Here is a 1145-nt window from a genome sequence, read left to right as displayed (position 1 = left end):
TCCCCACTCAGCCAACGCTGCACCTGCTGCAGTACCCATACGGTCAGCTCGTGCGTTGAGTCCACCACCGCGCGCGGGTCCCCAGCCGCGGCCAGCACAACCGCCTGCGGCGCCGCCCCTTCATCAAGGGCGGCACTGACCGCCTCCAGGTCCGCATTCGCCGAGCCGGACCGGTCGACCACCGTCCACTCCTCCGCTGGCGCAGCGGACAGGGTGGCATCGATCCACTGCATCCTCAGCAGGGCCCCGTCGCCCGTGCTCGTGGCGATGCTGCCCGCTGCAACCGGCCGTACGGTCAGTGAGCCGATCGACAGGACGGGCAGCCCGGTGCTGTCCGCGACCGCGACCGCCACCTCATCAGGGCCCATGCGAGTCAACGCGACCCGAAGCCTGGACGCACCCGAGGCACGCAACACCACATCAGTGAAGCTGAACGGCAACCCTCCCTCTTGGGCAGAGTCCAACCCCACAAAGACCGTGGAGTGCAACGCCGCATCCAACAACGCCGGATGGATCCCAAACGACGACGCCAGACCACGCCCGGCCTCAGGGAGCTCGACCTCGGCGAGGATCTGGTTTCCGTTCTTCCACGCCTTGCTCAGCCCCCGGAACACCGGGCCATAAGCAAGGAACCCGCCCTCACTCAGCTGCTCATAGAACTGCGAAGTGTCCAGCTCCGTCGCACCGGGCGCAGGCCACGCCTGACTCACCGGGTCAAACACCCCATCGGCCTGGTCTTGACCGGGGTGTGGTGTGGTAGCGCTGACCACGCCGGTGGCGTGTCGTGTCCAGGCATCCTGCCCGTCCAGGCACGCATAGATCGCCACGCTCCGCCGCCGTGCCCCGGCCGCCGCGGGGGTGTCGGCATCGCCGACCACGACCTGAACCTGCACGCCGCCCTGAGCGGGCAACACCAGCGGCGCTTCCAAAACCAACTCATCCAGTCGGTCACAATCCACACTGTCACCAGCACGGATGGCCAACTCCACATACCCAGTACCGGGGAAGATGACGGTGCCTTGCACCGCGTGATCGGCAAGCCACGGGTGCGTTCGCAGCGACAGGCGACTGGTGAACACCACACCATCCGTCTGCGGCAACGACAACATCGCCCCAAGCAACGGATGCTCAGCCGAACTCAACCC

1 protein-coding gene is annotated in these 1145 nt (G+C 66.9%); it reads right to left on the bottom strand.

Annotated features, from left to right (window positions below):
- Positions 1-1145, bottom strand: a 1145-nt coding sequence (locus tag O5O46_RS34965) for a polyketide synthase dehydratase domain-containing protein (protein ID WP_269859717.1), incomplete at both ends; no start/stop codon positions are given.

Source organism: Streptomyces sp. RPT161 (genome assembly GCF_027533845.1).
In the GTDB taxonomy this organism is placed as follows: domain Bacteria; phylum Actinomycetota; class Actinomycetes; order Streptomycetales; family Streptomycetaceae; genus Streptantibioticus_A; species Streptantibioticus_A silvisoli_A.
This window is presented reverse-complemented; position numbering and strand designations above follow the sequence as displayed.